The following is a 25,097-nucleotide window of genomic DNA, read 5'->3' on the forward strand; positions in this document are numbered from 1 at the left end:
GCTCCAGGGTGGGCCGCACGTATAATGATGCGGTCCGTCGCCCGGCGGAGGCCGAGAGCTTGGAGTTCCATGCCCAGCAAAGCTGTGGATCGCGCGCGCGCGATCGCCGACGAGCCGTTCCAGATCGCCGGCACCACGTCGGCCGTCGGCGGCGGCTCGGGCGGCTTCGTCGCCTCCCTCGCCGAGATCCTGCGGCACCGCGAGCTTCTCCGCCTGCTCGTCGGGCGCGAGCTGAAGTCGCGCTATAAGGACAGCAGCCTGGGCTTCGTCTGGAGCCTCGTCCGGCCGCTGATCATGCTCCTCATCTACTACGTGGCGATCGGCCAGATCCTCGGGGCCTCGCGCGGCGTCCCGAACTTCGCGATCTTCGTCTTCTCGGGGCTCACCCTCTGGGGCCTGTTCAGCGAGATCGTGACCGCGGGCACCACGTCGATCCTCGGCAACGGCGGACTGATCAAGAAGGTGTACCTGCCGCGGGAGATCTTCCCGGTGGCGGCCATCGGCTCGGCCCTCTTCAACTTCGGTGTGCAGTTCGTCGTCCTGATCGCGGGAGCCGTCCTCACGGGCTCGCTGATCTTCGGCGTCCAGCTCCTCTACATCGTGCCCGCGCTGGCGATCGTGCTCGTGTACGGCCTCGCGCTGGCCCTGGCCCTCTCGGCCCTCAACGTCTACCTCCGCGACGTCCAGTTCCTCGTCGAGGTCGGGCTGCAGATCTTCTTCTGGCTCTCCCCCATCGTCTACGCGTGGAACTTCGTCGTCGCCGCCTCCACCGGAGCGGGCCACGGCTGGGCCGAGCAGCTCTACCTCATCAACCCGATCTCGAACGCGATCCTCGCCTTCCAGCGCGCGATCTGGGGAGACGGCTCGCGCGTCAGCATCATCGACGGCAACGAGATCGCCCCCCAGGTGTGGCCGCCGGACATGGAGCTGCGCCTTCTCATCGTCCTCGTCGTCGGGCTGGTGTTCGTGTGGATCGGCCACCGGATCTTCCGCCGCCTCGAGGGCAACTTCGCCCAGGAGATCTGATCGTGACCCTCACCAGCAAGCAGGAGTCCGTGCCCGCCTCCTCCGGCACCCCGACCGTCGTCCGGGTGCGCAACGCCTCCAAGCGCTTCGTCATCCGCAAGGACAAGTCGTTCAAGGAGCGGATCGTCAACTTCGGCCGCGGGCGCAAGCACCGCGACGAGTTCTGGGCGCTCCGCGACGTCGACCTCGAGATCCCCCTGGGCTCGACCGTCGGCCTCATCGGCGCGAACGGCTCGGGCAAGAGCACGCTCCTCAAGCTCATCGGCGGCATCGTGCAGCCGACGACCGGCACCGTGGAGCGCCGCGGGCGCCTCGCCGCGCTCCTCGAGCTCGGAGCGGGCTTCCACCCCGACCTCACCGGGCGCGAGAACGTCTACCTCAACGGCGCGATCCTCGGACTCTCGCGCAGCGAGCTGGACAGCAAGTTCGACTCGATCGTCGACTTCTCCGAGATCGCCGAGTTCATCGACACCCAGGTCAAGTTCTACTCGTCGGGCATGTACGTGCGGCTCGCCTTCGCGATCGCGATCCACACCGATCCCGACCTGCTGCTCGTCGACGAGGTGCTCGCCGTCGGCGACGAGCCGTTCCAGCGCAAGTGCATGGACCGCATCCGCGCCTTCCAGCGCGCGGGCAAGACCATCGTGCTGGTCACCCACTCGCTCGAGCAGGTCGGCGAGCTCTGCGACCGCACCATCGTCCTCGAGAAGGGAACCGTCGTCTTCGACGGCGAGACCTCCGAGGGGCTCCAGGTCCTCCGCGAGAGCTTCGAGGACCGTCGGGCCGCCCGCCAGGAGCGCGAGGCCGAGGCCGCCGAGGCCGCGGACGAGCCCGCCCCCCAGCTCATCGAGATCCTGGGCTGCCGACTGCGCGGCGGATCGATCGAGCACGGCGGCACGGTCGTCCGCAGCGGCGAGACCCTCGAGTTCGACGTCACGGTGCGCACCAGCCGCCCGGTCGACGACTGGAACATCGGCATGGGCATCGACACCCCCCTCGGCCAGCGCGTCTTCGGGACGAACACCGAGCGCATCGGCACGCCGCTGAGCGCGGTCGACGGAGAGATGACGGTCACGTTCACCCTCCCCGACCTGCACCTCGGCGCCGGCAACTACGCCGTGCACGCCTCCTCGGCCACCTTCTCGCAGGGCGAGACCATGCGGATCCCGGTCGCCGCGACCTTCACGGTCGAGCGGGCCTCCGTGCACGACGGCGTCGTCGACATCGACTCCACCGTCCGCCTCAGCAGGCCGTGACCGCGCGGCGCCGCCGCCTCCTGGTCGACGCGACCGCCCTCGCGGCGCCGCGCCTGACCGGGGTCGGCCGCGTCCTGCTCGGCCTGCTGCACGCGCTGGACACCGATGCGACCGCCGCAGACGTCGAGGTGCTCCTCGTCGTGCCGGCGAGCGAGGCGGGCTCGATCGAGCGCTTCGGCTTCCGTACGCTGCGCGTCCGACCGGTGCCGCTGCCCCGGCCGGTGTGGAGCGCACTGACCCGACTGCCCGCGCCCGGGATCGACCTCCTGCTCGGCCGCGGCGCCTACTTCTTCCCGAACTTCCGGAGCTGGCCGCTCGCCCGCTCCCGCTCGCTCACCTTCGTGCACGACGTCTGCTTCGCTGTGATGCCCGAGCTCGTTCCTCGCGAGCGCCGAGAGCTGCTGTCGCGGTCGGTGCCCCGGTGGATCCGGCGGAGCGATCTGGTCCTGACCGGCACCGCGTCCTCCGCAGCCGAGGTCGAGAGCGCTCTGGACGTCGCTCCCGAGCGCGTCCGCGTGCTGCCGACCACGATCGACGCCGACCTCTTCCATGCCCGCGGGGAGGAGGAGGTGGCGCGGGTCCGCGCGCAGCACGGGCTCGGGTCCTACCTGCTCTTCGTCGGATCGATCGAGCGCCGCAAGAACCTCGTCACCCTGGTGAACGCGTACCGGCAGGCCGAGCGGCCGGAGAACCACACCCTGCTCCTGGTCGGCGGGGACGGCTGGGACAACGAGGACGTCCACTCCGCCGTCGCCCGCGCGGTCGCCGCAGGAGCCGACGTGCGCTTCGCCTCCTCCTACGTCGCCGACGAGGATCTGCCGGCCCTGCTCACGGGCGCCGACGCCGTCGCCATGCCCTCCTGGCACGAGGGCTTCGGCCTGCCCGCCCTCGAGGCCGTCGCCTGCGGCACTCCGGTGCTCGCGGCAGACATCCCCGGCCTCCGCGACGCGCTCGCCGGGCGGGAGTCCGCCGCCGTCTTCATCGACCCGGCGGACCGCACCGGGTGGTCGGCCGCGATCGGAGAGGCGCTGCGCCGTCCCCGGCGACTCGCACCGGAGCCCATCCCGGGGTGGGACCGCACCGCCCGGCGCCTGCTCGAGCTGGCCTTCGACGACCGCTGATCAGCGCCGGGTCGTGAACAGCAGCCAGCGCCCGGAGGCGGAGGCGACCTCGGGCTCAACGTCCCCCGTCGCCGCCTCGACGTAGGCCCGCCAGCCGTCGGGGTCGTCGGTGTAGCCGGCTGTGTCCACGTAGACGGCGCAGGCGCCGCTGCCCGCCACCGCGTCGGCGAACTCCGCGGGGTCGTCGACGTCGCCCCAGACGTCCCAGCCGTAGGTGCCCTCCACAGCCCCGTAGCTCCAGCGGAGGCGTCCCTCCTCGGTCGCGAGGTAGGGCAGTGCCTCGTCGTAGTCGGAGAGCGCTCCGATCCGCCCGCTGTCGGGGAAGCTCTTCAGGGGGAGCTCCACCACTCCGCAGCCGTCGTCCAGCTGCGCGTCGGCCTCCGACACGAACGAGCGCATCTCGGAGTCGTCGGTCGGAGCGATCGGCACCGCCGCCGATACTCCGGCCAGCTGATCGACCACGGCGACGGCGGCGAGCAGCGCCGCCACGAGGATCCGGACACCGCCACGGGCCGTGATCCGATCGAACAGGAGCGCGAGCACGCCGAGGACGAGGACCGCGATGACGATCGACATCCGCGCCCACGCACGGATCGTCGGCCCCGCCACCAGCGAGACCACGACGCCCAGGCCCGTCACCGTGTAGAAGAGGAGCGCGGCCAGCGTCGCCACGGCGAGGACGCGCACGCGGGCGTCCGAGAAGAACCGGCCGACCGCGGTCGCACGGAGCGCCCGTCCGCCGCCGAGCGCGGTGATCGGGAGCGCCACGAGCGTGATCAGGAGCGCGACGCTGGCGAGGATCGAGAACCCGGGCGGCTCCGTCGTCGGCGCCACGCCGGACTGGCCCGCGTAGGTGTTCAGCAGGCCGTACCCCTGCGGCAGCCCGGTCCCCGACCAGGGCAGGCCCAGCAGCACGAGCTTGCCGGCGTAGGCCTCCGACTCCCCCACGGTCCGCGACGTGAAGTACGGGCTGTAGCGCTCCCCGAAGTCGAGCGAGAGCAGCAGCAGCGAGAGCCCGACGAACACGCCGAGCGCGAGGATCGGCACCGATGAGACCGCGAGCACGCGCAGCCGCTCGCGGGAGAGGAGCCCGGCGGCCGTGCTCACCGCCCAGGTCGCTCCAAGGACCAGGACCGCGAAGACGTAGTAGTAGCCGCCCGTGCTCGCCACCAGGAGCCCGAGCACGACTCCCGGGACGACGGAGCGCAGTACGCGGCTCCTCCGCGTCGCGCCCCGCTCGGCCCAGGCTCGGAGAGGATCGGTGCGCGGTCCGGCGACCATCAGCACCATCACGCCCAGGAGCGGGATCGCCCAGTAGTTGGCGAGGAACGCGTGGCCGAATCCGATCCGGAGGAAGTGGTACGGCAGCAGCGACAGCAGGACCGCGGAGAACGCCGCGACCCAGGGCCGCGTGCGGAGGGCGCGGAAGAACACGTAGCCGGTGACGGCGACCGTCGCGAACGTACCCAGGTAGAAGACGTTCAGGAGCGTCGTCCCGTCGCGCACCACGAGGGCCAGGACCGACACGGCGAGGGCGGAGGCGACGTCGAACTGCGCGCTGAAGAAGGCGTTGAACCCGTCGGGGAAGCCGAGCGCTGCGTTGCCGTCGAACGGGAACGCCTGCGTGGCGCTGGTGAAGAGCGTGTAGTGCAGGATCTGGTCGTCGCCGCCCACGGTCCAGCGGGCCGTCAGGTCCTGCGGCCCGATCCCGAGCGCGAGCACGGCGGCGACGACCGAGACGAGGGCGGCGACGAGGGCCCATCCGAGCTCGACGAGCGTCCGGCGCCGCCGACTCGCCGTCCGCGGGCCGCGCACGTCAGTAGCCGCGCTCACGGCGCTGCTCCTCCACGCTGGTCTGGACGATCCGGTTCAGCTCGGTCTCGCCGTCGGTGCCCGCGTAGTCGTAGATGTCGAACCCCCCGCAGGCGACGATATCGGAGGGAGCGCCGAGCGTCCCGCGCGCGAGCCCCGCCCAGTCGGGCGAGCGGTCGGCCAGGACGAAGCTGTACTGCCGGTCGCGGTAGTCGCTCAGGTTGTTCATCCACAGCTGCACCGTGAAGTCGAAGTTGACCTGCTGGACGTGCAGCGAGGCCGGCCCGTAGAGGTCCAGCGGCCGCGTGGACCAGAACGAGCCGACGCCCGCGAGCTCGCGGCCGTCGATCCAGCGCTCCAGGCAGTCGGCGTCCGGGTCCGATCGCGCCTCGGCCGCCGCGGAGGCGACCGCCGTTGTGGCCGGCACGGCGGCGACGACGAGGCCTGCGGCGGCCAGCGGAGCGACGACGCGGACGACCGGTGCCAGCCGCGCGCCCGCAGCACGCCGGTGCGCCGCCGCGGGGCCGATCAGGGCGATCACGACCACGGTCGCGGTCACCGGGATCGGCATCAGGTAGCGGCTGACCGAGCTGCCGGTGAAGACCTGCACCACCAGGAGCACCGCCGTCTGCGCCGGCAGGAACGCGCATACCGCGAAGCGCGCACGGGCCGCCTCGTCGAGGGCGGCTCCCCGCGCCAGTCGGGCGACACCGGCCACGACGACGGCGAGGGCCGCCAGCAGCAGCAGACCCAGCAGCGCCACCTCGAGCTTGCCGATCAGCGGCGCCTTCAGCACCAGGAACTGCACGATCAGGTCGTCCAGGGCCGTCCCGGCGAGCGGCAGCCGGAGGTACCCGCCGGCGTCGGTCCCGATCAGGAAGCCGAGCGGGACCCGCAGCGCGGCTCCGAGCGCGGCGGCCCCGAGGACCGTTCCCGCGACGATCAGCACCGCTCGGGGAGCAGCGAGAGCGAGCACCAGCAGCACGACGAGGACCACCAGCAGGGGGCCGACGAACTGCACCAGGAGGAGCGGATCGGAGAGGGTCGTCGCGGCGACGGCCGCTCCGACCAGGAGCAGCGGACGCGCCGCCGGACGGCGCTCGCGCAGCGCGCCCAGGGCGACGGCGAGCCCGGCGAGGCCTGTGAGCACCGCGCCGTAGTAGTAGGTCGTGAGGAGGAAGGTGGTCGCCAGGGCCCCCTCGTTGTTGATCGCGCGGCCCTCCGTCAGGCAGAGAACCAGCAGCACGGCGATGCCGGCGAGCGCGGCGGCGGGCCGCAGCCGGCGGTGCCGGTCCGCGACGAGCCGTCGCGCGAGCATCCGGAGCACGCCGTAGAGGAGGACGACGTTGAGCACGGCGTTGACCGCGAGCGCCGCCGCGGGATCGCCACCGGTCAGCAGCCACGCGACGCCGAAGACGGGGAGCTCGGGGAAGAGGAAGAGCTGGCTCGTCATCACCCACGCCGCGGGGCGGCCCTCGGCGAAGGACTGCAGGATCAGCGGCAGCGCCAGCGAGTCGCCGTCGCGGAAGAGCAGCGGCCGCCACGGCGTGCCGACCATGAATCCGAGCACGAGCAGGGTCCCGCTGACGACGACGGCGAGGGCGGCGAGCTCGAGGAGGGCCCTCCGGGTCCGAGGGGATCCCGTCGGACCCGCCGTCACCGGTGCTTCCCGCCGAACCGGATGGCCAGGACGAGCAGGAGGTTCTTCAGGAGGGTGTCGCTCGGGATCTTGGAGTTGCCGACCGTGCGGTCGAGGAAGACGATCGGGATCTCCTTCACTCCGCGGGCCCGGCGCAGCGCCCGGTACTTGAGCACGATCTGGAAGCCGTAGCCGGCTGCGCGGATCGTCTCGAGGTGGAGGGTGCGCAGGAGGTCCGCGCTGAAGAGGTTGAAGCCGCCGGTCCAGTCGGTGATCTTCGAGCCGAGGAAGAGGCGCGTGTAGAGGTTGCCGCCACCGCTCAGCAGCTTGCGGTCGAGCGTCCAGTCGGGAGTGCCCCCGCCGGCGATGTAGCGGGAGGCGACCACGAAGTCGGCGCCCGCGCGCACCTCGCGGAGGAAGGCGTCGATGTAGTCCGGGTCGTGCGAGAGGTCGGCGTCCATCTGCAGCAGGTAGTCGTAGCGGCGCTCGGCCGCGAGGAGATGCTGGAAGGCCCAGATGTACGCCGCGCCGAGCCCCTCCTTCTTCTCGCGCGAGAGCACGAGGACCTCGAAGGTGTCGGACCCGAGCTCGGCCGCGAGCTCGCGCGCGCGGTCCGCGGTGCCGTCGGGGGAGCTGTCGTCGATGACGGCGACGGTCACGTGGAAGTCGGGGTTGCGGGACGCCGCGAGCGCGACCCGCGGCAGCGCCGTCGCGATGTTCGCGACTTCGTTGTAGGTGGGGACGACGACGGCGAGGGAGCGCATGAGGCGGGGAGGATCCGTTCTTCCGGTGCACCGGCTGACCGGTGAGAGCCCTGCGAGTATAACGAGGCGGTGCTCGCGAGCCTCCGAGCGCGCCCCGCGGCCCGCCGCCCCGTCCGCGCACTCTCTCAGGAACATGGCACCGGCTGTTCGACCGCCCGGCAGGGGTCCACGGTTACGATGGACGACAGTGCACGGCGGTTCACCCCTTGTTCGCCTGCCCCGATGGACGCCCGTCGGAGCCCGACGGTCGGGCATCGACGCCAGAGGGGGACGGGAAAGAGCACCGCAGATGAAGAGACTCCTCGAATCGCAGAAGGTCCGCTTCCTCATCGCAGGCTGCACCAACACGGCGATCGACTTCCTCATCCTCAACACGCTCGTGCTCCTGCTCGGTCTGCCGACCCTCGTCGCCAACGTCTTCTCCGTCCTGGTCGGCATCACGATCTCGTACGCGCTGAACCACTTCTTCGTCTTCCGCCACCCGGGCAGGGTCTCGGTCGCCACGTTCGCGAAGTTCTTCCTCGTCACCGGGTTCAGCTCGCTGGTCCTGCAGTCGGCGATCATCTACGGCTTCGAGGTCTTCTTCGACACCCGCTTCGGCAACTCGCTGCTCTTCCTCCCCAGCTCCGGCGAGAACGCCTTCCTCGCGATCAACATCGCCAAGGCCGTCGCGGTCCTCGTGGGACTGGTGTGGAACTTCTGCATGTACAAGTTCGTCGTCTTCCGCCGTCCGGCGCACGATGCGCTGCCCGCGATCGAGACGGTCTCCCCCGCCGCCGTGGCCGTCAGCACCGAGCCCGTCGACATCGTCCGCTGAGGGCCGCAGGCTCCCGGGCACCGCTCGAGCCGCGTGCTAGCCTCGTCGAGTTCTTCCGACGGGGCACTCCTCCCGTCGACGCCGCACCACCCGGAGGCTCCCATCGCCCGCTCGACGTTGCCCATCGCGGTCGTCGTCGTCACCCACTTCTCGGGTGAGGTCCTCCGCGCGTGCCTCGAGTCCGTGCCGGAGGCGACGGAGCACGACGTGCGCATCGTGGTGGTCGACAACCTGACCACGGACGACTCCGTCCGCAGCGTCGTCGAGCGCCTGCCGCAGGTCGAGTTCCACGAGACCGGGCAGAACCTCGGCTACGGCCGGGCCGTCAACTACGCGGTCGACCGCCTCGGGCCCGAGGTCGAGTGGATCCTGGTCACCAACCCGGACACGGTCTTCCTCCCCGGCTCGATCGACGCCCTCTACGCCGCGGCGACGGCGGACGACCGGATCGGCTCGATCGGGCCCCGGATCCTCGACTCCGACGGCACGATCTACCCCTCGGCCCGCGCTCTGCCCTCGCTCGGCACGGGCGTCGGGCACGCCGTCTTCGCCCACGTCTGGCCCGGTAACCCGTGGTCGGCGACCTACCGGCGCTCGCGCGCGGTCGAGACCCTCCGCCACGGCCGGATGGAGGCGGGCTGGCTCTCCGGCGCCTGCGTGATGGTGCGCCGCACGGCCTTCGAGGAGATCGGCGGGTTCGACGACCGCTACTTCATGTACTTCGAGGACGTCCAGCTGGGCGACTCGCTCGGACAGCGCGGGTGGACCAACGTCTACCTCGCCGACGCGGTCGTCTCCCACCTCGGCGGGCACTCCACCCGCCTGGCCTCGGCGCGGATGCTCGCGGTCCACCACCGCAGCGCCTACCTCTACCTCGCGCAGAAGTACGGCGCCTGGTATCAGGCGCCGATCCGCGCGGCGGTCCGCGCCGGGCTGGGCGCCCGGGTCGCGCTGATGCGCCTGCGCTCGAAGAGCTGATCCGCTCCGATCGGGCGGGCCGCCTGGCCGGCGCCGGGCGGCCCGCCCACCGGATCGGCGGTCAGGACGCGGAGTCGAGCTCCGTGTAGAAGGCCCGCGCCTCGTCCCAGGTCGGCAGCAGGCCCTGCGCCTCGGCCTCGGCCAGCGTCGGTGCGTCGGTGTCCTTCGGCGAGAGGAGCAGCTCGCCGGCCTCCTCCGGGAAGCGCAGGCCGATCTGCTCGTCGAGCGGGTCGATCCCCTTCTCCCGCACCGGGTCGAAGGTGGCGTTCACGAGGTACGAGACCACGGCGCCCTCGGTCAGCGCCACGAAGGCGTGCGCGACCCCCTCGGCGATGTAGACGGAGCGGCGGTCGACGTCGTCGAGCAGGATCGACTCCCAGCGCCCGAAGGTCGGCGACCCGACGCGCACGTCGATCACGTAGTCGAGGACCGCGCCGGAGAAGCACGAGACGTACTTCGCCTGCGACGGCGGGATCTGCGCGAAGTGGATGCCGCGGACGGTGCCGCGCCGCGAGACGGAGGTGTTGCCCTGCCGGAGCGAGAGCGGGTGCCCGACCTTCTCGGCCAGGCGGTCGAAGCGGTAGAACTCGTAGAAGACCCCGCGATCGTCGGGGAACTGGCGCGGACTCACTTCGTAGACGTCGGGGATGTCGAGCTCTCGGATCTGCACGGTCGCCAGTGTAACGACGGCGTGTCACGGGCCCGCGACGCCTCTCTGCGCCACCCGGCGGCGTGCCGGAGCGCCGACCGTCGGCCGACGGACCGCTCGGGCATGATGAGGAGGTGACCTTCCTCATCACGGGCGCCTCCGGCATGCTCGGCACCGACCTGCGCGCGGCGCTCGGCTCCCGCCCCAGCACCGCCCTCGGCCGCTCCGACCTCGACGTGACCGACCTCGACGCCGTGCGCGCCGCCGTCGCGGGACACGACGCCGTGGTGAACTGCGCCGCGTACACCCGCGTCGACGACGCCGAGACCGACGAGGAGGAGGCGCACCGCGTCAACGCCGTCGGAGCGCGCAACCTCGCCCTCGCCACCGCCGAGACGGGAGCCGCACTCGTGCAGGTCTCCACCGACTACGTCTTCGACGGCTCCGCGACGACCCCCTACTCCGAGGACCACCCCCGGAACCCGATCTCGGCCTACGGCCGCACGAAGGCCGAGGGCGAGCGCCTGGTGCTCGAGGCCAACCCGGAGCGCGGGTACGTCGTCCGCACGGCCTGGCTCTACGGCGAGCACGGCGGCAACTTCGCTAAGACGATGGTGCGACTGGCGGGCGCGCACGAGACGCTGACCGTGGTCGACGACCAGCACGGCCAGCCCACCTGGACCGCCGACCTCGCCGCGCGCCTGATCGAGCTGGTCGACGCGGAGGCCCCGGCCGGCGTCTACCACGGCACCAGCTCCGGCGAGACGACCTGGCTCGGCTTCGCCCGTGCCGTCTTCGCCAAGGCGGGCCTGGATCCCGAGCGCCTGCGCCCGACCGACAGCGGCTCGTTCGTCCGCCCCGCTCCGCGTCCGGCCTACTCGGTCCTCGGACACGACGGCTGGAGCCGGGCGGGCCTGCCGCCGCTGCGCTCCTGGCAGGACGCGCTCGCCGCCGCACCCCTCGAGGCGGTGACCCCGTGACCACCACTCTCCGCGTCGTCGTCGACCAGATGCTCGCCCGCGTGCCCGGCGGCATCGGCCGCTACACCGAGGAGCTCACCCGCGAGCTGATCGCGACGGCTCCCCGCGACTGCGAGGTGGAGGCCGTCGTCTCCGCCCACCCGCCCGAGAAGGAGGAGGAGCTGCGCCTGCGCCTGCCCGGCCTCGCGCGCATCCACCGGCTGCCGCTCGGGCGCCGCGAGCTCTCGCGCGCCTGGCAGTACGGGATCGCCATCCCGGCCGGCGGCGGCATGATCCACGCCCCGAGCCTCTTCGCCCCGTTGCGCAGCCACGACGGGAGCGAGGGCGAGCAGATCGCCGTCACGATCCACGACACGGTGCCGTGGACGCATCCCGAGACCCTCACCCCGCACGGCGCGAAGTGGCACCGGGCGATGGCGAAGCGCGCCCGCAAGCACGCGGACGCCGTCGTCGTCCCCACCCACGCCGTCGCCCACCAGCTCTCCCAGCTGATGGACTTCGGCGATCGACTGCGCGTGATCGGCGGAGCCGTCGGCTCCGGCCTGGTCGTCCCGGAGGACGCCGACGAGCGCGCCACGGCGCTGGGCCTCCCCCCGGAGTACGTGCTGAGCGTCGGCACGCTGGAGCCGCGCAAGGGCCTGGTCTCGCTGATCGCGGCCTTCGGAGGAGCGTCCGCCCCGGCGATCCCGCTGCTCCTGGTCGGCCCGACCGGCTGGGGCGACCTGGACGTGGCCTCCGTCGCCGACGAGCAGGGCCTCGACGAGACGCGCGTGCGCGCCCTGGGAGTCCTCAGCGACGCCGACCTCGCCGTCGTCCTCTCCCGGGCCACCCTCTTCGTCTACCCGAGCATCGCCGAGGGCTTCGGCCTGCCCGTGCTCGAGGCGATGCACTTCGGAGTGCCGGTGGTGCACTCCGACGACCCCGCGCTGATGGAGGTCGCCGCGGACGCCGGCGTCGCCGTCGAGCGCGGCGACGCGAAGGACTACCCGGACCGCCTCGCCCTCGCCATGAGCAGCGTGCTCGCCGACACCGGGCTGCGCGAGCGGATGTCGGTGGCCGGCCGCGACCGCTCCCGCGCCTTCAGCTGGCGCGACTCCGCCGAGCGCGTCTGGGCGCTGCACGCCGACCTCTGAGGCGTGCGGCACCCGGCCGTCTACGGCGCGGAGTCGCCCGACAGTCCGGCGCTCACCAGCGAGTGCACGACGTCGTAGTCCGGGTCCTCCGGGTCGACGGCCGGCGGGACCAGCTCGATCGGATCCACCGGCTGCGACTTCGTCTTGAGCCCCAGCTGCACGAAGTAGCCGAGCATCCCCTGCGGGACGTCCGTCTTGATGACCTGGGACCCGGCGGACGCGACGTCCTGGAACTTGGCGAGGACGTTGCCCGGCTCGAACTGGGCGAGCAGCGCCTCCTGCACCTGCCGCTGGCGCGCCATCCGGTCGTAGTCGCTCGTGGTGTAGCGAGACCGGGCGTAGGCGAGGGCCTGCTCGCCGTTGAAGTGCCAGTGCCCGGGATCGATCCACTGGTTGACGCCCTGCATCACGCCGTCGGAGTCGGGCAGCCCGCCCAGGGGCAGCGGCTCGTCGGCGACGTAGTCGATGTCGATGCCGCCGAGCGCGTCGATCAGCTGGGCGAAGCCCTCCATGTCGATCAGCGCGTAGTACTGGATCCTCAGATCGAGGATGCCCTCGACCGCGTCGCGCATCGCCTCGATGCCGGGCTCGCTGCCGTGGTCGACGGCGTCGGGGTAGAGCTCCGGGTGCTTCAGCTCGACCTCGGTGTAGACCGAATTGAGCTTGCAGACGTCGACGGCGCAGTTGTCGGTGTCGTAGCCGTCGGGGTAGAGCTCGTGCATCGGGCTGGTCTCGGGGAACGGGAAGTCGACGAACTCGCGCGAGACGCCGATGATCGAGGCCTTGCCGCTCGACGCGTCGATGCTGACAACCGAGATGCTGTCGGGGCGCAGACCGTCGCGGTCCTCTCCCGCGTCGCCGCCGAGGAGCATCACGTTGTAGCGGCCGTCGATCGGCTGCTCGATCGCTCCGCCGCCGAAGATCGACGACAGCGTCCCCCGTGTCACGCCGAGCAGGTAGGTGCCGTAGGCGGTGGTGCCGACCGAGATCGCCATCAGCGCGATCGTCGCGAACGCGAGCACGCCGCGCATCCGCGGGCGCACCCGGACGACGCGGATCAGGCGGAGGGTGTCGAGCGTCAGCACGGCCCAGACCACCCCGTAGACGACGAGCGCGGCCTGGAGCGCGAGCATCGAGACGTCGAAGGTCGCGAGCGTGTAGAGGCCGGTCGGGAAGACGAAGTAGAGGAGCACCGCGACCAGGAGGGCGACCCAGAGCCCGAGGGTGAAGCCGAGCCCCAGGCGCCCGAGCCGGCGGTTGCCCGCGAGGACCTGAGCGGACCCGGGCACCAGCAGGTTGACGATCAGCAGCCACCACGCCCGCCGCGTCATGAAGGCGCGGGAGGCGACGTCCGGGTGCCGCAGCGGCAGGGCGACGGCCGTCACAGGCCCGCCACCAGGGCGTCGTTCTTCGCGGCGACCTGCACCTCGAGGTCGGCGGCGAAGTCGTCGAGCGCTGCGGAGAGGGCGTCGTCCGCCGTCGCGAGGATCTTCACCGCGAGCAGTCCGGCGTTCCGCGCTCCGCCGATGGAGACGGTGGCGACGGGGACGCCCGCGGGCATCTGCACGATCGAGAGGAGGGAGTCGAGCCCGTCGAGGCGGGCGAGCGGGACCGGCACTCCGACGACGGGGAGCGAGGTCACGGCGGCGAGCATGCCGGGGAGGTGGGCGGCTCCGCCCGCTCCGGCGATGACGACCTTCAGGCCGCGGCCGCGGGCCTCGCGGCCGTACGCGATCATCGCCTCCGGGGTGCGGTGCGCGGAGACGACCCGGACCTCGTGCGCCACGCCGAACTCGGCGAGGACGGTGGACGCCGCCTGCATGACGGACCAGTCCGAGTCCGAGCCCATCACGACGCCGACGAGCGGCGCGGGCCCGTTCACGAGCGCGTCCGCGCTCACGAGAGGGCTCCGGCAGGGGTCGGGGAGGTCGGCAGGCTCGTCACGGCGACCATCGTACGGGTCAGTCCGTGAGAACGGCCGCCGCCGCGCGAGCCTCGTAGACCACGAGGTCGAGGTCGTCGCCGGTGGCGTTCACGTGCCCGACCTTGCGGCCCGGTCGCGGCTCCTTGCCGTAGTTGTGCACCTTCACGCCCGGGTGATCGGCGAGCACCCGCGGATAGCGGTCGGTCAGCGACTCCCCCACCGGGCCGCCGAGCACGTTGACCATCACGGTCCACGGATCGCGGCAGCCCGTCGCGCCGAGCGGCAGGTCGAGGACCGCGCGCAGGTGCTGCTCGAACTGCGACGTGGTCGATCCGTCCATCGTCCAGTGGCCGCTGTTGTGCGGGCGCATGGCCAGCTCGTTGACCAGGATCCGGTCGTCCGTCGTCTCGAACAGCTCGACGGCCAGGACGCCGGTGACCCCGAGGCTGTCGGCGATCGTCTGCGCGATCTCGGCCGCGGCTGATGCGAGCCGGCCGGCGGACGCGGGGGCCGGAGCGATCACCTCGGCGCAGACGCCGTCGCGCTGCACCGACTCCACCACCGGCCAGAGGATGCTCTCGCCGGAGGGACGCCGGGCGACGAGCTGCGCGAGCTCGCGGCGGAAGCCCACCAGCTCCTCGACCAGGAGCGAGCCGCCCCGGCCGTCCTCGGCGAGGGCGGTGAACCAGTCGTCCGCCTCGTGGGCGCCGCGCACCACGCGCACGCCCTTGCCGTCGTAGCCGCCGCGCGCGGTCTTCACCACGGCGCTGCCGCCGTGCTCGGCCAGGAACTCCCCCAGCTCCTCGGCGGAGGAGACCTCGGCCCACTCGGGCACGGGCACGCCGAGCTCGGTCAGGCGGCGTCGCATCATCAGCTTGTCCTGGGCGAACAGCAGGGCGTCGGGGCCGGGGTGCACGGCGACGCCGCGGGCGACGAGCTCGCGGAGGATCGGCTGGGGAACGTGCTCGTGGTCGAACGTCACCACGTCCACGGTCTCGGCGAAGGCGAGCACGGTCGCCTCGTCGCGGTAGTCGCCGACCCGTGTCGCGGCGAGCCCCGCCGGGGCGCCCTCGCTCTCGGCGAGCACGGCGATCTCGATGCCGAGCTCCACCGCCGCGGGGATCATCATCCGGGCGAGCTGGCCGCCCCCGATCACGCCGACGCGCATGGCGCTCCTCCGTCTCCGCCCGCTGGCGCGGGGCGGCTCCATGCTACCGAGGCCCCGACGCGCTCACGCGGGCGGCGGCCACTCCGGCTCGAGAGCGGGAGCCGCGCCGATCGCCTCCCGCAGCAGGTCGGCCGTGAGCTCCGGATCCGGCAGGTCCCGCAGCACGAACACCTCGGCTCCCGCCTGCAGGATCCGGACGTCCCCGCACCGGGCGAGGCGCTGGCCGAGGGAGCGCTCGACCACGACCTCCATCCTCCGATCGAAGACCACCTCGGCCCGCCGGATCGACGCCACGCCCCGGCGCGCGCTGAGGCCGGAGGCGGTGACGCGGTAGCGCACGCTCGCCCAGCCCGCGATCCCGGGAGCGCAGAGGAGCAGCACCAGAAGTGCGGTGCCGAGCCCGATGATCCAGCGCTGCAGGGCGAGCTCGAACTGCGCGGCGAAGTAGAAGCCCGTCCAGGTGAGCAGGAGGAGGCCGACGACCGGTGCGACCGCCCGGCGGGCGCGCGGGGTCAGCCGCGCCAGCTCGCGGTCGGCGGGGTCGGTCCTGGCCATCAGGAGCGCAGGTGCGTGACGTCGCCGGCCGTGAACGAGCGCAGCGCGCCGCCCTGCTCGAGCAGGAGCGAGCCGTCCGGGGCGAGTGCGGCGGCGGTCCCCTCCTCCTGCGTGCCGTCGGGCAGCTCGAGCCGGACGCGCGTTCCGAGGGTGCCGCAGGAGGCGCGGACGGCGGCGGCCGCTCCGGAGGCCTCGGCGTCGCCCTGGGCGAGCAGCGGAGCCAGCAGCCCCTGGAATTCGGTCAGGAACGCGGCGAGCACCTCGTCGGCGCTCGTCGTCCGTGCTCCGGCGAGGGCGAGCGAGGTGGCGGTCGGGACCGGCAGCTCCGCCTCCGTCAGCAGCAGGTTCACACCGGTGCCGACGACGACCCGTCCGTCCGGCAGGCGCTCGGCGAGGATCCCCGCGACCTTCCGGCCGTCGATCAGGACGTCGTTGGGCCACTTGACGGCGACGTCCCCGTCGACGAGGGGTGCGAGGGCCCGGGCGAGAGCGGCGCCGGCCACGAGCGGCAGCCAGCCGGAGGCCTCGGCGCCGAGGGCGGAGGCGTCGACCAGAGTCGAGGCCGCGAGCGTGCGGCCCGCGGGCGCCTGCCAGACGCGCCCCAGCCGGCCGCGCCCGGCGCGCTGGTCGCCGGTGGCGACGACGGAGAGGTGCGGCCACACGGCGGGGTCGGCGGCCGCCCGCTCGCGGAGCTCGTCGTTCGTCGACCCCGCCGACTCGAGCGCGAGGACGCGGGGGGAGACGGCGGAGGAGAGCGGGAGGAGCATGCCGCCACGGTAGCGGCGGCTCCCGCGAGGCCGCTCCGAGCGCCGCTCGCGACGTCCCGCCCTTGTCCGGATCCTCCCGTTCGGAGCGGCCCTCCCTGTGCGAGTGCGACAAGAGGAGGCGTCCGCCCCGCCGGTAGGGTGAGCGGGTGACCGCGAACACCGAACGTCCCGCGCCCGATCTGTACACGACCGCGGGGAAGATCGCGGACCTCAGGAACCGCTACCACGAGGCCGTCACGGCCAGTGGCGAGGCGGCGATCGAGAAGCAGCACGCCAAGGGCAAGATGACCGCACGGAAGCGGATCGACACCCTCCTCGACCCGGGCTCGTTCGTCGAGCTGGACGAGTTCGTCCGCCACCGCACCCACGCCTTCGGCATGGAGAAGAAGCGACCCTACGGCGACGCCGTCGTCACCGGCACCGGCACCATCCACGGCCGCCAGGTCGCCGTGTACTCGCAGGACTTCACGATCTTCGGCGGCTCGCTCGGCGAGGTGGCCGGCGAGAAGATCATCAAGGTGATGGACCTCGCCCTGAAGACCGGCGTCCCGATCATCGGCATCCTCGACTCCGGCGGAGCACGGATCCAGGAGGGCGTGGTCGCCCTCGGCAAGTACGGCGAGATCTTCCGCCGCAACACCGCGGCGAGCGGCGTGATCCCCCAGATCTCGATCATCTGCGGCCCTGCCGCGGGAGGCGCGGTCTACTCCCCCGCCCTGACCGACTTCGTGATCATGGTCGACAAGACCAGCCAGATGTTCGTCACCGGGCCCGACGTGATCAAGACCGTCACCGGCGAGGACGTCGGCATGGAGGAGCTCGGCGGCGCGCTGACCCACAACAAGATCTCGGGCGTCTCGCACTACCTCGCGAGCGACGAGAACGACGCGCTCGACTACGCGCGGACGCTCCTCTCCTTCCTCCCGGACAACAACCTGTCGCCGGTACCCGTCTTCGAGACCGAGGTCGATCTCGAGACGACCGACGCGGACCGCTTCCTCGACACGGTCATCCCGGACAGCCCGAACCAGCCGTACGACATGCGCGCCGTCATCGAGCACATCGTCGACGAGGGCGACTTCCTCGAGGTGCAGCCGCTGTTCGCGCCGAACATCGTGATCGGCTTCGGCCGCGTCGAGGGCCGCTCCGTCGGCATCATCGCGAACCAGCCGAGCGCCATGGCGGGCACGCTGAACATCGAGGCAGGCGAGAAGGCGTCCCGCTTCGTCCGCTTCTGCGACGCGTTCTCGCTGCCGATCCTGACCCTGGTCGACGTCCCGGGCTACCTGCCCGGCACCGACCAGGAGTGGACCGGCGTCATCCGCCGCGGCGCGAAGCTGCTCTACGCCTACGCCGAGGCGACCGTGCCGCTGGTCACGGTCATCCTGCGCAAGGCCTACGGCGGCGCGTACATCGTGATGGGGTCCAAGCAGCTGGGAGCCGACATCAACCTCGCGTGGCCGACCGCCGAGATCGCCGTCATGGGCGGCCAGGGCGCGGTGAACATCCTCTACCGCAACGAGATCCGCAAGGCGGAGGAGGCCGGCGAGGACGTCGCAGCCGTCCGGACGCGCCTGGCGAACGAGTACACCTACAATGTCGCGAGCCCGTTCCTCGCGGCCGAGCGCGGCGAGCTCGACGGCGTGATCGAGCCCTCGGCGACGCGTGTCTCCGTCATCAAGGCGCTGCGGGCGCTGCGCACCAAGCGCGCCAACCTGCCCGCGAAGAAGCACGGCAACATCCCGCTCTGACCCGGCTCGCTCGGACGCCGCGGCAGGAGACGGGAGACCGTCCGTGCCGCGGCGTTCCGCTGCGACCGCCTCCTCACGGGGCGGAGGGGCGGAACGATCAGTCGGAGGAGCCGGGCCCGGTCCGTCGGGCAGCGGACTCCGCGGGAGCATCGGTCCGCACGACGGGAGCGTCCGGCTCCGCGGCCGGAGCATCCGGCTTCCCTGTCGCGGAATCGGGCTCCGCTTCCCGGGCATCCGCCCTCGCAGCCGGAGCACCCGCCTTCGCCGCCGGAGCACCCGCCTTCACCGCAGGACCGTCCGGCTCGGCTGCCGGAGCACCCGCCTTCACCGCCGGAGCGCCTGCCTTCGCGGCCGGAGCATCCGGCTTCGCCGCGGGCGGCTCGGACGGCTTCTCCTCCGGCTTCGCCCCGACCACCCGCGCGAACGCCAGCGCCTGCGCGGCGGAGAGGTCCGGCAGGTAGGCGCGACCCAGCGCGGCTCCGATCCGAGGCAGCTGCAGCGCGTCGGGGTAGGTCATCCAGAGGCCCGCGTAGCGCGGGTGGAACTTGGCCTTGAAGCGGAACAGCGACGTGAAGCCGTAGGCCGGCTCGAGCGTCCGCGAGAGGAACTCGAGCAGGCGCGAGAGGACCGTCGGCTCCGGAGGCTCCTCCCCCTCCTCGACCGGTGCGGTGGCGAGCGGTGCGCCCGAGAGCGAGAGGAACTCGGCACCCTCCTCCTTGACGCGCAGCGCCGCGGAGGCGATGAGGAACTCCATGATGCCGGGCATCGAGTCGTCGGAGCGGCGCATGAAGTCGAGGGTCCAGCCGACCACGCGACCCTCCCTGTGCACGGGCAGCCAGCTCGTCACTCCCTGCAGCACGCCGTCCGGTCCGACCGCGAGCAGGAGGGCGACGTCGGGATCGCGGACCTCGTCGATGCCGCCTAGGGTGAAGCCCATCTCGGGCAGCGCCTTCTCGGCGACCCAGCGCTCCGACAGGTCGACGATCTGGTTGGCCATGCCGAGGGAGAGCTCGGGCCAGCTGGTCCACTGCGCCTCGATGCCCAGCTTGATGCCGCGCGTGAGCGGGTAGCGCACCTTCTGCCACCGCTTGCCGGTGAGCTCGAAGGAGGAGAGCTCGATGATCGTCTCCTCGCCGACCGAGAGGCGCGACCAGCCGAGCCGGTCGAAGACGGGGAGCAGCTCGTCGTGGATGCTGTAGAACACGGGCGTCCAGCTGCGCTCGTCGCAGAACCGCACGAACTCGGCCACGACGTCCTCCCGCCGCTCGGGAGCGCAGGCGGGGTCGGAGAGGGTGATCGCCACGCCGCCGATCACCCGGTAGGCGACTCCGCCGGTCCCGTCGGCCGAGATCCAGTGCGCGTTGCCCTCCCAGGTCCCCTGGTGGCCGAGGCTGCCGGCGCCGTGCAGGGACAGGAGCGCGCGGTACCGCGCCTCGTCGCCGCGGTTCCGCTGCACGTCGGTGGCCCGGAGCAGAGCGACCACCGCCACGACGACCACGAGCCAGAACACCGGGCCGACCCACTCGAAGACGATCCGCGCAACGGGCTCCCGCGGCACGGCGAGCAGTCCGGCGCCGCCGAGGAAGCTCACCGGGACGAAGCGCAGCAGCCCGTCCAGGAGGAGCCTCCCGAGGCCCAGGAGCGGCTCGAAGCTCGTGCGCACGCCGGCCGAGAGCGCCAGGTAGCCGCCGAGGGACACGACGAAGGCGATGGCGACGACCCGCGTCCAGAGCCTCGCGGCGGCACGGGGCGCGCGGATGCGGAAGTGCCTCCTCCCGATCACGAGCATCGCCACGACGGCCAGCGGCACCAGCACCGTCGTCGCCAACCAGAGCAGGTACTCGGCGTAGTACAGGAACTCGGGGTGACGGGCGGCGCGCTGGAGGGAGAAGACCTCCAGGATCGCGATCGCGATGTTCACCCCGACCGCCAGCAGCAGGCCCAGGCGGCGCCCGGAGCGCAGGCCGTAGGCGGCGACGAGCAGGAGGACGAGCGGGACGAACGTCAGCAGGATCGGCCCGGGGGCGACCAGGCTCAGCTTCACGTGGTGCGCGCAGTGCCGGAGTGCGCGGCTGCACGGGTCCTCGAGGTCCGTCGTCCCCGTGAAGGCGCTCTGCAGCAGTCGGCCGAGGAACGAGAACGGACCGTAGCCCGAGTCGGAGAGGACGGCGACGAGCGGACCGATCGCGGTGACGACGACGACCGCCGCCAGCAGCCCCCGGGACTCGCGGTGCGAGCTCGGCGCCGGACGCTGCGGACGCAGCCCCGCCGCTCCCCGCGCGAGCACCGCGCCGAGCACGAGCCCCGCGCCGCCCGCGAGGAGCCGGTACGCGTCGGCGGAGTCGCCCGCGTAGAGAACGAACATCAGCACGACGGCGAAGACGGTCACCCGGAGCCGGCGACGCCACAGAGCGCCCATGAAGGCGGTCGAGGCGATGAGGGCGCCGACCGCGCCGATCAGCGGGTCGAAGGTGTGGTCGCCGACGGTGTCGCCCGCCCACCACTCCCCGACGAGAGCGCCGATCGACTGCACGGAGGACCCGACGACGATCCCGACGGCGCCGGTCACGAGGAAGGCGAGGAGGGTGCGGGCCGAGCCGAGGCGGCGCTCCGCGGCGAGGAGCATCGGGAGCACCAGCACGACGTCCAGGAGCAGCTGCAGCGGGTCCGCCGCGATCAGGAGGGCGGTCACCGCCGTCCACGGACGGCCGTCGAGGGTCGTCATCGGGCCCGCCGCCCACCAGGCCGTCGTCTCGGCTCCCGCGGGGGCGACGAGCGTCCCCGTGATCGCGCTCGCGGCCAGGAGGACCAGGACGACCGAGACGGCCGCCGGCGACCTCCGGACCAGCAGACGCAGGGGGCGCAGCGCCGCGGCACCGCTCCTCGGGAACCACGTCGGCATGCGGGGACGCTCCTGTTCGCAACGGACGGACGACGCTCCGGCGGCATCCGGCGTCAGCATAGCCATGCCCCGCCGACCGGCGCCGTGAACGGCATGCGATAGCGTCGCGGGATGACCGCCTCCGACTCCGCACCCGCCGTCGTCATCTCCACCCCCGGCCTCGACGCCGCCGAGATCGCCGCCGTCACGGCCGTCGTCACCGCACTGACCTCTCGCACCGAGGCCGAGCCGGAGACCCCGCAGGAGCTCAGCGGGGGCTGGAACGACCGCGCCGCGGCGGTCCGCGGGCCGCTGCGGCCGGCACCGGGAGCGTGGCGCTCCTTCTCCGGCTGAGCGGACTCGCAGACGCAGCCCGTCGGGGAACGAGCGATCCGCGACGCGGAACGTGAAATTTGTCCCCCGATTAGTCCCCTAAAGTGCTGACTATGCGCCTCCTGGCGGAGCGAGCACACTAGTGGACGTACGGTGCTCCTCCTTCGGAAGGGGCACCGCCAATCACTCGCCGACCAGGGTAAGCAGGCGGGTGTGTTGGGGGCGAGTGAGGGTAATATTCGGGTTGTTACCCTCACTCGGGGTTTGACGGCGGGCCGGGCCCCCTCTTCGGAGGAGTGGACGGCCCGCCGCACTCCGTTAACGGGCTTTCGTCCTGACGCGCTCTGCGCTCAACGGGCTCTGCCCATGACGGCTCTGCTCACGCTCGTGCCGCGCCGTGCCGCGCCGCGCCGACGATCGGTCCGCTCCGAGAGACCGGGCGCGCCGAGACCTGAGCTGTGCTGAGAGCCGGAGCGTACCGCCCGCGGCACCGATCCGAGATCCGCACGCCCTCCGGGGCGGGTCGCCGCCGGTCGCTGCGCATGCGGACGGCCGCGCCGTCCCGCGCGCGCTCCGCCGCTCATACGTCCCGTCCGCCGACGCCGTCGCGCCGGATCTCGACCCAGGCGTCGACCTCGTCCCCCGCGTCGTCGGAGCCGAGGGCGCCCGCGCTGCCGTCGCCGGCCGTCCGCAGGCCCACCACTGTGACCGCCGAGGCCGAGTCGGCCGACGCGGTGCGCACCACCACGCGGTCGACCTCCTCGCGGATCCCGCTCAGAGCCTGGGCGAGCTCCCCCAGCACCCGTCGGCTCTCGCCCTCGGAGGTGCGGTCGAGGCCGCCGTCGTCGAGCACCGACACGGTCACGCCCCGCCGCCGCGCGTCGAGCACGAGACGCCGCACCTCGTCGTCCAGCAGCCGCCGGCCGCGGATCTCGTCGCGCACGGCCGCCTCGAGCAGCCGGCACTCGCGCCGCTCCTCGTCGGTGAGGCCCGGTCCCGGCTCGGCGATGCGCAGCAGCATGTCGGCGGCGAGGGCGCGCGTCTGCTCCAGCCGGACCTCGCGCTCCGTGAGGTGCGCCTCCTCCGCGGCCCGCCACGACGCGGCCGCGCGCTCGGCCGCCTCGAGCACGCGCGCCTCGGAGCCCGCGCGCCCGAGCTCGACGATGAGCAGCTGCGCGATCGCGACCCAGGCGATCCCCCCGACGACGCCGAGAGTGGCCAGCGCGGCCGGGCCGGCCCAGAACACGGTGTGCACGATCAGGAAGCCGACGCCGACCCAGGCGCAGGCCGGGCGCCGGCGGGCGCACACGATCGTCATGAGGGTGCCGACCGCGGCGATGTACCAGGTGGAGTAGCCGTTGGAGGCGCCCGGATCGAGCGACGGCGCGACCAGCAGCGGCAGCGCGACGGCGACCGCGGTCATCCCGACCGCGACGGGCAGGGCGAGCCGGGTCGTCGCTCCGGGCCAGAGGGCGACGACGGTCGCCGCGACGTACAGCGCGACCGCGACGAGGTCGGCCGGCGTGGCCGGGGAGATGCGGAAGGAGAAGAAGGCGAGCACCACGTGGTAGAGCGAGAAGCCGGCGCCGAGCGCCTGGAGCAGGGGGCGCGGGTAGGCGATCACGGCCCTCCTCCCGCGTCCGCCCGCCAGGAGAGGACGACTCGGGTGCCCTCGCCCGGAGTCGAGTCGACCCGCGCCGAACCCCGCGCGTTGTGCACCCGCTCGAGGATGGAGAGCCGGATGCCCAGCCGCTCGCGCGGGACGTCGGCGAGCCGGAAGCCGCGGCCGTCGTCCTCCACCACGACCTCCACCGCGCCGTCGCCCAGCAGCCCGTGCACGGCGCGGTGGACGCTGCCGCTCGGACCCGCGTGCTGAACGCTGTTGGCGAGCGCCTGCCAGACCGCGCCGAGCAGGGCCTCGGCCACCGGGCGCGGCAGCGTCGTCGCGCGCGGATCCACTCCGTCGGCCGTCGCGACTGCGATCTCGGTCCCGAAGGTGGACGCCGCGTGGGCGAGCTGGCGCTGCAGGAGCTCGAGCGGGACCAGCCCCTCGGGCGGCTCCGGCTCGTGGTCGGGCAGCAGCACGGCGAGGGTGCGCTGCGCCATCGAGGAGACCAGCGCACGCTCGGCCGGCGACTCGGCGGAGGCGGCGGAGAGCAGCGTCGCAAGCACGTTGTCGTGCACCAGGGCGTCGACCTCGACCCGCTCCACCTCGCCGGCGTGCTGGCGCATCGCCGCCTCGTACTGCTCCATGGCCGTCGTCTGCGCGCGATCGATCTGGTCGGCCGACTGCCGGAGCACGGTGATCAGCACCAGCATCACGAAGCCGACGATGCCCACGTAGGCGGCGTCGAGGATCGCGCGGGTCGGCTCCGCCCCGCCGCCGGAGGGGAGGACGCGCAGCAGCCCGAACAGCACGGTCGTCACCGACACGTACGCGATCGCGATCCGGAGGGGAGCCGCGATCGTGCAGAAGGCGGTGCCGATGGTCAGCAGGTACCAGATCCACGGGGTCTCGCGGTCCGCGCCCCCGGTGGCGACGGCGGCCGGCCAGGTCAGGAGGGCCACGAGGACACCGACCGCGACCAGGACCGCCGTGATCCGCGTGCCCCGCCGCAGCACGGCGGTGACCACGGCGGCGGTGAGCGATCCGAAGACCAGCACCAGCACCGGCCAGGCCACCTCGGGGCGCAGCAGGGGCAGCTGGGCGAGGATCGGCGGGACGGTCTGCACACCGAAGCCGAAGCCGAAGAACGACACGACCGTGCTGATGATCCGGTCGATCCGCTCGCGCCCGGCGTTGCGGCGGGCGATCGGCGCCTCAGCGCCCGCCATCGCCGTCGTCCGGGTCGATGCCCGGCAGGATGCCGTCCTCCACCGCGCGCCGCAGCAGATCGACCTTCGTCGGGGCGGGACGGCCGATCTCGACGTACTTGTCACGGATCCGGTCGAGGTACTCCTTCGCCGTCGACACCGAGATCTGCAGCCGCTCGGCCACCAGCTTCAACGGCAGCCCCGAGGCGTAGAGGTGCAGGACGTCGCGCTCGCGACGACCGAGCACGGCCCGCGCGAAGTCGTCGTCGGCGTCGATGGCCGAGGCCCACTCCAGATTGTTGAGGACCTCGCCGCGGGCGACCGTGCGGATCGCGGCGACGACCGTCGACATGGGCGAGGACTTCGGGATGACGCCGGCCGCTCCCGCGGCGAGCGCCTCCCGCACGGCCACGACGCGGTCGGCGATGCTGTGGACGAGGACGGCGGAGCCGCGCACCTGCCCCCACTTGACGTTGCTGGTGATGCTCGAGCCGTCGTTCAGGGACAGGTCGAGGACGAGCACCTCGATCTCGGCGCCGCCGATCGTGCTCTCGAGGGCCTGGACGGTCTCGGCGGCGGCGACCACCTGCATCCCCGCGCTCTCGACGGCGGCGGCCACGCCCAGGCGCACCGACTCGTGGTCGTCCACGATCGCCACGCCCACGCGCGGGGCCTCGGCTGCGTCGACGTGGGGCTCCATCCCGCCCATGGTACGCAGGCGCGGGCCCG

22 protein-coding genes are annotated in these 25,097 nt (G+C 72.6%); 9 read left to right on the plus strand and 13 right to left on the minus strand.

Annotated features, from left to right (window positions below):
* Positions 1-69 precede the first annotated feature (69 nt).
* From C5C54_RS01560 to C5C54_RS01570, 3 genes are read left to right on the plus strand one after another with little or no spacing between them, the layout of a single operon-like run.
* The gene (locus C5C54_RS01560) at positions 70-1,026 is read left to right on the plus strand and encodes an ABC transporter permease (RefSeq protein ID WP_104223153.1); all 957 of its coding nucleotides are present in this window, start codon (positions 70-72) and stop codon (positions 1,024-1,026) included.
* A gap of 2 nt (positions 1,027-1,028) precedes the next feature.
* Positions 1,029-2,282: an ABC transporter ATP-binding protein gene (locus tag C5C54_RS01565; protein ID WP_244229465.1), complete on the plus strand. Its 1,254-nt coding sequence runs from the start codon at positions 1,029-1,031 to the stop codon at positions 2,280-2,282.
* The gene (locus tag C5C54_RS01570) at positions 2,279-3,403 is read left to right on the plus strand and encodes a glycosyltransferase family 1 protein (protein ID WP_104287650.1); all 1,125 of its coding nucleotides are present in this window, start codon (positions 2,279-2,281) and stop codon (positions 3,401-3,403) included. The genes C5C54_RS01565 and C5C54_RS01570 overlap by 4 nt, the downstream gene beginning before the upstream one ends.
* Here the strand turns inward: C5C54_RS01570 and C5C54_RS01575 are convergent, their stop codons facing one another.
* From C5C54_RS01575 to C5C54_RS01585, 3 genes are read right to left on the minus strand one after another with little or no spacing between them, the layout of a single operon-like run.
* A complete protein-coding gene (locus tag C5C54_RS01575; RefSeq protein WP_146078768.1) occupies positions 3,404-5,236 on the minus strand; it encodes a hypothetical protein in 1,833 nt (610 codons plus the stop codon).
* Positions 5,220-6,875 (minus strand): hypothetical protein, encoded by a 1,656-nt coding sequence (locus tag C5C54_RS01580; protein ID WP_104287652.1) that lies wholly within the window; start codon positions 6,873-6,875, stop codon positions 5,220-5,222. Before C5C54_RS01580 ends, C5C54_RS01575 begins: the two co-directional genes overlap by 17 nt.
* Positions 6,872-7,618, minus strand: a complete 747-nt coding sequence (locus tag C5C54_RS01585) for a polyprenol monophosphomannose synthase (RefSeq protein WP_104223157.1) — start codon at positions 7,616-7,618, stop codon at positions 6,872-6,874. Before C5C54_RS01585 ends, C5C54_RS01580 begins: the two co-directional genes overlap by 4 nt.
* A gap of 289 nt (positions 7,619-7,907) precedes the next feature.
* Between C5C54_RS01585 and C5C54_RS01590 the strand changes: the two genes are divergently transcribed.
* Together C5C54_RS01590 and C5C54_RS01595 are read left to right on the plus strand one after the other, a co-directional pair.
* Positions 7,908-8,435 (plus strand): GtrA family protein, encoded by a 528-nt coding sequence (locus C5C54_RS01590; RefSeq protein WP_104223158.1) that lies wholly within the window; start codon positions 7,908-7,910, stop codon positions 8,433-8,435.
* Positions 8,436-8,552: 117 nt separating this feature from the next.
* Positions 8,553-9,413 carry a glycosyltransferase family 2 protein gene (locus C5C54_RS01595; RefSeq protein ID WP_244229466.1) on the plus strand — a complete coding sequence of 287 codons (861 nt, stop codon included), beginning with the start codon at positions 8,553-8,555 and terminating at the stop codon, positions 9,411-9,413.
* A 61-nt stretch (positions 9,414-9,474) separates the two neighbouring features.
* On the opposite strand, the gene C5C54_RS01600 is transcribed toward C5C54_RS01595, so the two are convergent.
* Positions 9,475-10,083 (minus strand): dTDP-4-dehydrorhamnose 3,5-epimerase family protein, encoded by a 609-nt coding sequence (locus C5C54_RS01600; RefSeq protein WP_104287653.1) that lies wholly within the window; start codon positions 10,081-10,083, stop codon positions 9,475-9,477.
* 113 nt (positions 10,084-10,196) lie between these two features.
* On the opposite strand from C5C54_RS01600, the gene rfbD reads away from it, so the two are divergent.
* Both rfbD and C5C54_RS01610 read left to right on the plus strand, forming a co-directional pair.
* Entirely contained in the window at positions 10,197-11,042 is an 846-nt protein-coding gene (gene rfbD, locus C5C54_RS01605) for a dTDP-4-dehydrorhamnose reductase (protein WP_104283345.1), read from the plus strand.
* Complete coding sequence (locus C5C54_RS01610) at positions 11,039-12,175, plus strand: glycosyltransferase family 1 protein (protein WP_244229467.1); 1,137 nt, start codon at positions 11,039-11,041, stop codon at positions 12,173-12,175. The genes rfbD and C5C54_RS01610 overlap by 4 nt, the downstream gene beginning before the upstream one ends.
* A 20-nt stretch (positions 12,176-12,195) precedes the next feature.
* Here C5C54_RS01610 and C5C54_RS01615 read toward each other — a convergent pair whose 3' ends face one another.
* The 5 genes from C5C54_RS01615 to C5C54_RS01635 form a co-directional block, all read right to left on the minus strand.
* A complete protein-coding gene (locus C5C54_RS01615; protein WP_258062231.1) occupies positions 12,196-13,560 on the minus strand; it encodes an LCP family protein in 1,365 nt (454 codons plus the stop codon).
* On the minus strand, positions 13,557-14,024 hold the full coding sequence (gene purE / locus C5C54_RS01620) for a 5-(carboxyamino)imidazole ribonucleotide mutase (protein ID WP_104246749.1): 468 nt from the start codon (positions 14,022-14,024) through the stop codon (positions 13,557-13,559). Before purE ends, C5C54_RS01615 begins: the two co-directional genes overlap by 4 nt.
* Positions 14,025-14,136: 112 nt before the next feature.
* On the minus strand, positions 14,137-15,267 hold the full coding sequence (locus C5C54_RS01625) for a 5-(carboxyamino)imidazole ribonucleotide synthase (RefSeq protein ID WP_104260500.1): 1,131 nt from the start codon (positions 15,265-15,267) through the stop codon (positions 14,137-14,139).
* A gap of 63 nt (positions 15,268-15,330) precedes the next feature.
* Complete coding sequence (locus tag C5C54_RS01630; protein ID WP_104246680.1) at positions 15,331-15,822, minus strand: PH domain-containing protein; 492 nt, start codon at positions 15,820-15,822, stop codon at positions 15,331-15,333.
* Positions 15,822-16,589 carry a biotin--[acetyl-CoA-carboxylase] ligase gene (locus C5C54_RS01635; protein WP_104287654.1) on the minus strand — a complete coding sequence of 256 codons (768 nt, stop codon included), beginning with the start codon at positions 16,587-16,589 and terminating at the stop codon, positions 15,822-15,824. The genes C5C54_RS01630 and C5C54_RS01635 overlap by 1 nt, the downstream gene beginning before the upstream one ends.
* Positions 16,590-16,735: 146 nt before the next feature.
* Between C5C54_RS01635 and C5C54_RS01640 the strand changes: the two genes are divergently transcribed.
* Entirely contained in the window at positions 16,736-18,340 is a 1,605-nt protein-coding gene (locus tag C5C54_RS01640) for an acyl-CoA carboxylase subunit beta (RefSeq protein WP_104287655.1), read from the plus strand.
* Between the two features lie 97 nt (positions 18,341-18,437).
* Here the strand turns inward: C5C54_RS01640 and C5C54_RS01645 are convergent, their stop codons facing one another.
* Positions 18,438-21,242 (minus strand): DUF2156 domain-containing protein, encoded by a 2,805-nt coding sequence (locus C5C54_RS01645; RefSeq protein WP_181127830.1) that lies wholly within the window; start codon positions 21,240-21,242, stop codon positions 18,438-18,440.
* 111 nt (positions 21,243-21,353) lie between these two features.
* Between C5C54_RS01645 and C5C54_RS01650 the strand changes: the two genes are divergently transcribed.
* The gene (locus C5C54_RS01650) at positions 21,354-21,575 is read left to right on the plus strand and encodes an acyl-CoA carboxylase subunit epsilon (protein WP_104223166.1); all 222 of its coding nucleotides are present in this window, start codon (positions 21,354-21,356) and stop codon (positions 21,573-21,575) included.
* A 559-nt stretch (positions 21,576-22,134) separates the two neighbouring features.
* Here the strand turns inward: C5C54_RS01650 and C5C54_RS01655 are convergent.
* The 3 genes from C5C54_RS01655 to C5C54_RS01665 are packed head-to-tail and all read right to left on the minus strand — an operon-like array spanning position 22,135 to position 25,077.
* Positions 22,135-23,178: a hypothetical protein gene (locus C5C54_RS01655; protein WP_104249487.1), complete on the minus strand. Its 1,044-nt coding sequence runs from the start codon at positions 23,176-23,178 to the stop codon at positions 22,135-22,137.
* Entirely contained in the window at positions 23,175-24,389 is a 1,215-nt protein-coding gene (locus tag C5C54_RS01660) for a sensor histidine kinase (RefSeq protein ID WP_104256321.1), read from the minus strand. Before C5C54_RS01660 ends, C5C54_RS01655 begins: the two co-directional genes overlap by 4 nt.
* Positions 24,376-25,077 carry a response regulator transcription factor gene (locus C5C54_RS01665; RefSeq protein ID WP_104287657.1) on the minus strand — a complete coding sequence of 234 codons (702 nt, stop codon included), beginning with the start codon at positions 25,075-25,077 and terminating at the stop codon, positions 24,376-24,378. Before C5C54_RS01665 ends, C5C54_RS01660 begins: the two co-directional genes overlap by 14 nt.
* Positions 25,078-25,097: the final 20 nt, after the last annotated feature.

It is taken from the genome of Rathayibacter sp. AY1F2, assembly GCF_002930885.1.
In the GTDB taxonomy this organism is placed as follows: Bacteria; Actinomycetota; Actinomycetes; order Actinomycetales; family Microbacteriaceae; genus Rathayibacter.

Coding starts and splice junctions, on each gene's coding strand:
- C5C54_RS01560 (WP_104223153.1), top strand. CDS start 70: ATGCCCAGCAAAGCTGTGGATCGCGCGCGCGCGATCGCCGACGAGCCG.
- C5C54_RS01585 (WP_104223157.1), bottom strand. CDS start 7,618: ATGCGCTCCCTCGCCGTCGTCGTCCCCACCTACAACGAAGTCGCGAAC.
- C5C54_RS01590 (WP_104223158.1), top strand. CDS start 7,908: ATGAAGAGACTCCTCGAATCGCAGAAGGTCCGCTTCCTCATCGCAGGC.
- purE (WP_104246749.1), bottom strand. CDS start 14,024: ATGGGCTCGGACTCGGACTGGTCCGTCATGCAGGCGGCGTCCACCGTC.
- C5C54_RS01625 (WP_104260500.1), bottom strand. CDS start 15,267: ATGCGCGTCGGCGTGATCGGGGGCGGCCAGCTCGCCCGGATGATGATC.
- C5C54_RS01630 (WP_104246680.1), bottom strand. CDS start 15,822: ATGGCCAGGACCGACCCCGCCGACCGCGAGCTGGCGCGGCTGACCCCG.
- C5C54_RS01635 (WP_104287654.1), bottom strand. CDS start 16,589: ATGCTCCTCCCGCTCTCCTCCGCCGTCTCCCCCCGCGTCCTCGCGCTC.
- C5C54_RS01645 (WP_181127830.1), bottom strand. CDS start 21,242: ATGCCGACGTGGTTCCCGAGGAGCGGTGCCGCGGCGCTGCGCCCCCTG.
- C5C54_RS01650 (WP_104223166.1), top strand. CDS start 21,354: ATGACCGCCTCCGACTCCGCACCCGCCGTCGTCATCTCCACCCCCGGC.
- C5C54_RS01660 (WP_104256321.1), bottom strand. CDS start 24,389: ATGGCGGGCGCTGAGGCGCCGATCGCCCGCCGCAACGCCGGGCGCGAG.
- C5C54_RS01665 (WP_104287657.1), bottom strand. CDS start 25,077: ATGGGCGGGATGGAGCCCCACGTCGACGCAGCCGAGGCCCCGCGCGTG.